We start from the raw sequence: 475 nt of genomic DNA, 5'->3' as shown, positions 1-475 counted from the left end.
TCTTTCAGCGCACTGTCAGGTGCAGTGTCGTATGTGCTGCTGCCGTGGGGGTGATGAGCTAGCATCCCAGGTAGACTGGGGTGGTGTGTGATGAGGTGCACGTGTGGGAGGCGGCACCGTGCATCTGTGCGGTGAGCGTGAGGCTGTCGTGTCTGTACGGCGCGCTGATTGCCGCCCAGAGTCTGAGCACGACCGCCTTGGCCACGAGGATCTGCTCCTGGGGCAGGTCTGCAAGGATTCGGGCGTTTAGGAGCCGTGTGGGCAGGATGGCGGTGTGGCCGGCAAACTTTGCATCGTTGACCAGGCGCGCGATGCTGTCGACGGTTGGCGTTCCGGGGAGTGTCCCGTCGACGAGGCGCCTGTCGGCGACCAAGGCCTTCACGGGCCCCACGGCGTGGGGGGTGGTGTGTGTGGTGTCGGTGGGGGGGTGGGGTGTCAGGTGGGGGTGGGAGTGGGTTGTGAGGGGGTCCCGGCG

At 66.3% G+C, this 475-nt stretch carries 1 pseudogene; it reads right to left on the bottom strand.

Annotated elements, in window-relative coordinates:
• Window positions 1-58 precede the first annotated feature (58 nt).
• Window positions 59-475: pseudogene (locus CRD60_RS08425) on the bottom strand (hypothetical protein); the annotation flags it as partial.

Source organism: Bifidobacterium aemilianum (assembly GCF_003315635.1).
GTDB lineage: Bacteria > Actinomycetota > Actinomycetes > Actinomycetales > Bifidobacteriaceae > Bifidobacterium > Bifidobacterium aemilianum.
The sequence above is the reverse complement of the archived record's forward strand: the minus strand, read 5'-3'. Positions and strand labels throughout refer to the sequence as shown.